This window comes from Terribacillus sp. 7520-G (assembly GCF_002271665.1).
Taxonomy (GTDB): Bacteria; Bacillota; Bacilli; order Bacillales; family Amphibacillaceae; genus Terribacillus.
The window spans coordinates 24,387-31,186 of sequence record NZ_NQFP01000028.1; the positions used below are offsets into that span (position 1 = coordinate 24,387).

Sequence of the window (6,800 nt, forward strand, 5' to 3'; positions counted from 1 at the left end):
AATATAATTGAAAAATGTATGACTGGGGGAATTGGGATGGAAATCCAAGCAATGCTGACTACGGAAGAAAGCAATTTCAAAAGACAAACACTGCAGCTGGAGGATCCGAAGGCTGATGAAGTGTTGGTAAGGGTCATTGCTTCCGGTGTTTGTCACACGGATGCAACGGTTCTGGATGGCTCGCTGCCCGTACCATATCCAGCGGTACTGGGGCATGAAGGTTCAGGGATCGTCGAAAAAGTAGGCAGCAATGTCACGACGGTTGAACCAGGGGATCATGTCGTACTTGGATTCAGTTATTGCGGTCATTGCGATAACTGCTTGGAAGGTAATGCAGGCGGCTGTGAGAACATCATGGAGCTTAACTTTGCGGGTAAAAACAAATATGGTGTATCACCAATTCATACAGAAGATGATCAAGAAGTATCGCAATTCTTCGGTCAATCTTCCTTCGCGACATATAGCACGGTGGATGAGAAGAACGTGGTGAAGGTGGATAAGAGCGCGGATCTTCGTTTGCTGGGCCCGCTTGGCTGCGGTCTGATGACTGGCAGCGGTACCGTCTTTAACGCCCTGGCTCCAGAAGCTGGCAAGAGCTTTGTCGTATTCGGTACCGGAGCTGTAGGGCTGGCAGGGATGATGGCGGCGAAAATCGCTGGCTGCCATCCGATCATCGCGGTGGATATCCATGACAGCCGTTTGGAATTGGCGAAAGAGCTTGGCGCGACCCATACAATCAATAGCAAGAACGAAGATGCTGCCGAGAAAATCAAAGAAATCACTGGCAAAGGTGCACATTACTCCTTGGAAACAACAGGTGTTCCGGAAGTGACACTGGCTGCGATCCGCTGCCTGCGAGTCAAAGGGGAATGTGCAACCGTTGCGGTTGGTAAGCGTGACCTGACGATCAACGTCACCGATGAAATCATGACAAAAGCCATCACATTGAAAGGTGTCGTCGAAGGCGATGCTGTACCGCAATTGATCATTCCGAAACTGGTGAAGTTCTATGAAAATGGTCAATTCCCATTCGATAAATTGGTGAAATTCTATGAAATGGATGATATCCAACAAGCATTCGAGGATTCTGCTAATGGATCCACTATCAAACCGATCCTGATCATCGACAAAGAATATCAAGCTTGAACAGTTCGATATTCTATTGGTCATCCAAGTTGCAAAAGGCTGGAGGAATCCAGCCTTTTTTATTTTGTATAAAAGGAAGCGTTGGCTGTAATCGTTCCTGTTTAGAAAATTGCTTTACCGTTCATATTCAGTTCATATGGCCCCCTATACTCCATTTAGAGCTTGGAAGTACTTCTGATGAAATCTGCTGATAACCAGGAGGATCACTAATATGAAAACAGTTGATATAGACAGCGTGCATCTTTGGATATGGCATTGCCATTGTAAAAATAAAGGATACCGGGATAGGAATGGATGAGGAGGCAATCCTGCATATGTTCGAGTGATTTTATAAGGCTGATGAATCCAGGACTCGCAATGCTGGCGGGAATGGTCTGGGACTTTCCATAGTCAGGGAAATAATCGACTTGCATAAAGGGAGGATTGAGACACGTACCAATTGCCCGTATTCGTTAGTAAACGCCCAATATACACGTTCCCCAAAACCAATGTCAACTACTACGTTCGGTTGTCGATAGCCAGACAAATCACCACCATTGACTTCAAGGATATCGTATCCCGGAAACGCTTCTTCCTCTTCCCGATAGGCGATTGGCCTGGGTACTATAAGTAGACCCCTTTCTGCAGAAACATCCACGCTGCAGCGTGTTCAAATTATTGTTAAAGAAGGAGACAATAAAAAAATGCAAAATACCAACGATAATTTTATTTCAGTTCTTGCTTTGGCTTTTCTACCGGAGATTTTCGGAAAAGATCTTAACTTACTAAGAGATTTCCTGGTTCACTTCATTAGTACATATCCGGTTCTTTCGCTGTCTGTTGCACTAAATGTGATATTGATTTGGCAACTATACCAAAAACGCAGTAACAAAAGTGATCCACTACATAAAAATTTGACATGATGAGAAGCTACTATTGAGAAGCCGGCGCGAAGGTGATAGCCGTACAGTCCGTGATTATCGAGCTATTTTAGGGCTGCCGCTCGAAGAAAATTTTACGTTATTTTCCTTTCTTATCTACATTTCTTTTAATCAATAAAACTATCGCAGCTATTAAAAGAACAATTACAGATATCGTATCTTCTAAAATTGTATTTTCTGAAACTAAATTAGTAATAATCGATATAGCCAATAAAGTCAGAAAGATAATATATGCATATTTGGAAATAAAATTCAAAAAAATCCCTCCAAACCATTTATTTACATAAATAACTATGTTATGTCGTTACCGTAACATCTTCCCATATATTGGGCAATAACGATGTATTTCTGCAGTAGGACTTGCTATACTTTCAAACTCCCTTCCTATTGCTAAACTCACTAAGGCAAAAGCGGCAGGTCCAGAGACAAAAAGAGCACTATTAGTAGGAAGTGTCTACTCAGCATGCTTTGAATAGTTACATAGAAAAATAACTGCTGCACCGATCCTGATATGCAATAAAAAACCTTCCGTAACTCTCGGAAGGTTTTATTGTAAGTATGTGGCGACCTTAGCAAGACACTCTTCCACAACCTCTGCAGGCGCAGGGCCGATAACTTTAATGTTTCTGGCTTTCCAGTCTAATGATTTAATTTGATCGGATAAAATGACACCTGTAACTGATTTTCCTGAAGGAACAGGAGATCCACCTTCAGGTAATGCTACTTCGAATGGATAGCCTTTCTCTTGATTAGTTATCGGGCATACAACTGCAAAGCCTGTTTTGTCATTGAAGTTCTTAGGAGATAGAACGATTCCCGTCCTACGGCCTGCTTGTTCGTGTCCTGCTTGTGGATTGAAGTTTATTACGATTAAATCGCCACGATCAGGTGTTTCCATTAAATCAATTCATTCCCCTCTGTTCCTAAATCAATTTCTTTGTGTGTGTTTTCGGGTGTGATTCCTGAAAGAAGCTCATCTAACGAATATTTCTTACGGGCTTTTTTAGGAACTAAAGTGATTGTTCCTTCGTTAGTTTCCACTCTCAATTCCATTAAAGATCCTTGATCAATATGAACTTTTTCAGCAACATCCTTCGGGATTCTTACTGCTAAACTGTTTCCCCATTTCTGAACAGTTGTGGCACCTGCCATGATTGTAGTTCCTCCTAGTGTTAGTCCTTTTTCCTTCGTCTCTTTGCTTTTCTTCTCTGTTTGGTTAACTTCGTTTTTGTTCTTCTCATTTGAATCTTGTGTATTCATTATACCACTCCTGTTCATTTTTGTATATACATAGTATATACGTGAGTGATGCTTTAGATACCTATTAAAGGTGTCCAAGATGAGAAAAAAACAAAATAACACAGGCGCATACAGTACGCTTACTAAGGTTAACTACCTTAAAAAATGAAAATTAATGCGCCACAGGGCTCTCTAGCAACACAGTAAAGTCCTTTTTTGTGCTTATGAATAGAAAAATCCCCTAAAAGGAGATTAGATAATCCATTTTTCAAAGGAAGGTATTCGTAAATACCCCTTGCTATTAGGTTCCGATACTTAACTATTCCTTGAAATCCAGGATTTAGATATATAAAGTCTTTTGTTTCCTTTGATACGTGCTGCCGATACTCATCATAAAGTCTCTTCTTGTCTCCAGGCCTCATGAACTCCAACATTCCTGCAGGAAATCCATCCTGGAAGGACAGCAGCAAGCTAATCTTATTCTTCCGTATGCCCGTAATGAAGACATTCTCATATTGATAGTTGATTACTTTTAGCCAGTTGTGTAATCTGGTTCCTGGCTTATAGAAGGAATCAGCTTTCTTCAGTACAATTCCCTCTAATGATTGGGTTTTAGTGAGCTCATATAGCGCCTCACCTTGTCCCTCAAAGTACCGGACAAACACAAACAAATCGTTGCTTGGAAGTATTCGCTCCAGCAGTTCTTTTCGCTCTATTAAGGGCTTCAGCATGACGCTTTTCCCCTCATAATAGAGAATATCAAAGACGCAATAGATCTGATTTAGATGATAGAAAACGGGACATAACTGCCTCAAAGTCTGGCTTATCATCCGTACCAGGTACAATGATTTCTCCATTTAACCATACTATAATAAAAAGAGGATAATATGTTTATTATATGACCTATTATTCTCTTTGCTGGGTACATATGGAATGAGTGCAATGCTAGCTATTCTACTGTCACCTTTACTTATTCTAAACTTCTTCTTAAAGCTATTCTTATGACCACAGCACAAAATGTTAGTTAAAGAAGAAAGCATTGTAGATGAACTTCTAACGTATAAATGTAATACTGGCGATAATAATGCCATTTACTCTGAAGAAGCAAGAGAATATTTAAACCGAATCCCTACCCTAAATGACCAGTTATTCCTAATAGGAGTAACTGATGCAGACGAACTATATGCACTGTTACCTCGGCCGTTTGGTGTTCCTATACACGGAGACCTACATAACAAACTTTTCTGCAAACACTTAAATATACACAAATTTCACAGTCAGAAGGATAAAATTCCTGGATGTGTTAGGTATTCCGGATACTTTCATTGCTGAGATAGAAACAAATCCTGAGATAGATGATATTGATATAGAAAAATATGATTCATATCGTTTTAAATACTTTATAGAAGCTAGTAATATGTCTGATTTATTGAATGCTTTCTCTATCTATGCGACAAATGATCAGTACAAGAGTTATGTCAGCATTGTACAGAATCATTTTTTTACCGATATGTCTGAGATTAAAAAGAAATTAAGAAATTGCATCGATAAAGAGCAATTCAATACATTAAAAAATGAATTAAATAGATACGAAAATATAACTAACCAGAGCATTGTAAGAAGTATCTGGGAAGGCAAAAATTCGAACAACATTGAAGGATATTAATGAATTCAGAACGAAAGAAAGAATTAATTAAGCAAATAACGGATTACAAGATTAATGTAACTACAGTAAGAGATTGGAACGTAACTGCAAAAGAAGAAAAGTTACCTTCAATTTCGACACTTATTAATGAATTTGGATCTTGGAAAGCCTTTTAGGAAGCCTGTGGGGTTGGCACGGAGAACAAATATACATCTAAAAAACTGTTTGAGATAGCAAAGTTGAATAAAGAGCACCTGACTTCGTGAAGAAAATGGGATGATTTTGCTTCCGAAAATTCTCTCCCTCGATCTCAAATATTTATCGATAAATTCCGCAGTTGGAATAATCTTAAGGAGAAGTTAGACTTACCAGCCTTAAGAAAGCGATCGGACCTCTATACAAAGGAAGACATAGTAAGCATCCTAAATGATCTTATAGAAATTAGTATCAAACATTATAAAGTATTTGGCTCAGCATCTATTACGACCTGGAACGACTATGCCAGGGATAACAAAGTCCCCAGCAGCTACAGTTTCATAAGAAACTTTGGAAGTTGGAAAAAAGCTAAAATCGAGATTGCAAAAATAAAAAATGGTTCGAAAGGTTCGTGCCTTTAATAAGTGATTCAATAACAGCACTTCTTTTTCCAGAATTAACATGAAGGTAATAGTTGAATCATTAAATATTGACTGTTTAAAAAATGGAAATAAATTAGCAAAAAATAAATTTAGGGAAGGAATTCGACTAAATACATAGAAATCCTTAAGTGCAACACAAAAAAAGAGGAGGAATATGTATGAAAATGTTGCAAAAAGTTACATTTACTTTGTTAGTGGCGGTACTTGTATTCGGAATTGCTGGGTCTCCATTCGCTCAAGCTGCTTCTAAGAATGAAACAAACGGTTTAACTGAGGAACAAATGGAATTTAGCAGAACCATACTTGGACACTTAGAGGCTTACACTGATGAAAATGGGAACCAACAATTGCGTATTACAGAAGCAGAAGAGTTAGAATCTGCTTTAAATGGAAGCGAGATCATTAGTTATGATGAATTTCAATCAGTTGTAGAACAATTTAATACTTACATCTCTGAAGGAGACAACGTTGTTTCAAACACAGCAGATAGTATTGCGAAGGAATTAAACACAAACGAGCCAGGTCAAATGGGAACAATGGCTATAAGTTGTGGAGATGCACTTAGTATTATAGGATTGATACATGCAGGATCTTATTCAGCAGCGGCATATGCATTAGGCATAACAGGTCCAGCAGCACTATTGATTCCACTACTTACTTCGGCAGCATACACAGCAGCATCAATTGCATGTGATTGAGTTGAATTAACAAACACGATATAAGGAGAGTCTACACATATGTCCATTACACTCAAGAAATTCAGCTTTTCTTATGTTTATTTAATAATAACAGTTATGTTATTTTCAACTAATTTTTCAGACACTGAAAATGCTCTGCTCACAACTATCTTGTTTTTACTACTCGTCAATTTGTCTTGTTTTTCTAACGAGTACCTCTTGGTAAAACACTACGAAAAGAATCCGCAGAAAAAGTCTAATATAGGGTATGTTATTTTAATTGCTGCACAGATCGTAATTACGTTAATACTATTCTTTGTGTTTAAGTATTATTTCTAAGAAAAAGGAGGCTGGGATATAACTAATTTCTCAGTGCTTAAAACCGAATCTTATTCTTGAGCGCCGCTTCGGTAGAACACGCCGCTTTCCACGGGCACGGCCTTAGCCTCCTCGTGGAAAGGCCACCACTGCGGGGTCTTCAGCTCGCGCTGTTCCCGTAGGAGTCTCCGTGTTCTCCCTACGCTGGGATAGATAG

Annotated in this window: 6 protein-coding genes and 1 pseudogene; 3 read left to right on the forward strand and 4 right to left on the reverse strand. The window is 38.9% G+C overall.

Annotated elements, in window-relative coordinates:
• Positions 1-36 precede the first annotated feature (36 nt).
• Entirely contained in the window at positions 37-1,146 is a 1,110-nt protein-coding gene (locus CHH53_RS10870) for an NAD(P)-dependent alcohol dehydrogenase (protein ID WP_095216157.1), read from the forward strand.
• 427 nt (positions 1,147-1,573) lie between these two features.
• On the opposite strand, the pseudogene CHH53_RS17965 reads toward CHH53_RS10870, so the two are convergent.
• From CHH53_RS17965 to CHH53_RS10895, 4 genes and pseudogenes are all read right to left on the reverse strand, one after another.
• Positions 1,574-1,717, reverse strand: a pseudogene (locus tag CHH53_RS17965) (DNA/RNA non-specific endonuclease); the annotation flags it as partial.
• Between the two features lie 896 nt (positions 1,718-2,613).
• Positions 2,614-2,964 carry a type II toxin-antitoxin system PemK/MazF family toxin gene (locus tag CHH53_RS10885; protein ID WP_095216160.1) on the reverse strand — a complete coding sequence of 117 codons (351 nt, stop codon included), beginning with the start codon at positions 2,962-2,964 and terminating at the stop codon, positions 2,614-2,616.
• Positions 2,964-3,218, reverse strand: a complete 255-nt coding sequence (locus tag CHH53_RS10890) for an AbrB/MazE/SpoVT family DNA-binding domain-containing protein (RefSeq protein WP_095216166.1) — start codon at positions 3,216-3,218, stop codon at positions 2,964-2,966. The genes CHH53_RS10885 and CHH53_RS10890 overlap by 1 nt, the downstream gene beginning before the upstream one ends.
• 245 nt (positions 3,219-3,463) lie before the next feature.
• Positions 3,464-4,162, reverse strand: coding sequence for an ATP-dependent DNA ligase (locus tag CHH53_RS10895; RefSeq protein WP_095216161.1), 699 nt, complete (start codon positions 4,160-4,162; stop codon positions 3,464-3,466).
• Positions 4,163-4,605: 443 nt separating this feature from the next.
• Here CHH53_RS10895 and CHH53_RS10900 point away from each other — a divergent pair, with 443 nt between their 5' ends.
• Positions 4,606-4,971, forward strand: a complete 366-nt coding sequence (locus CHH53_RS10900; RefSeq protein WP_095216162.1) for a hypothetical protein — start codon at positions 4,606-4,608, stop codon at positions 4,969-4,971.
• 775 nt (positions 4,972-5,746) lie between these two features.
• Positions 5,747-6,286, forward strand: coding sequence for a hypothetical protein (locus CHH53_RS10905; RefSeq protein WP_095216163.1), 540 nt, complete (start codon positions 5,747-5,749; stop codon positions 6,284-6,286).
• Positions 6,287-6,800 lie beyond the last annotated feature (514 nt).

Bases quoted from the DNA above. Each gene is read 5' to 3' on its own strand.
- CHH53_RS10870 (WP_095216157.1), top strand. From the start codon at position 37: ATGGAAATCCAAGCAATGCTGACTACGGAAGAAAGCAATTTCAAAAGA.
- CHH53_RS10885 (WP_095216160.1), bottom strand. From the start codon at position 2,964: ATGGAAACACCTGATCGTGGCGATTTAATCGTAATAAACTTCAATCCA.
- CHH53_RS10890 (WP_095216166.1), bottom strand. From the start codon at position 3,218: ATGGCAGGTGCCACAACTGTTCAGAAATGGGGAAACAGTTTAGCAGTA.
- CHH53_RS10895 (WP_095216161.1), bottom strand. From the start codon at position 4,162: ATGGAGAAATCATTGTACCTGGTACGGATGATAAGCCAGACTTTGAGG.
- CHH53_RS10905 (WP_095216163.1), top strand. From the start codon at position 5,747: ATGAAAATGTTGCAAAAAGTTACATTTACTTTGTTAGTGGCGGTACTT.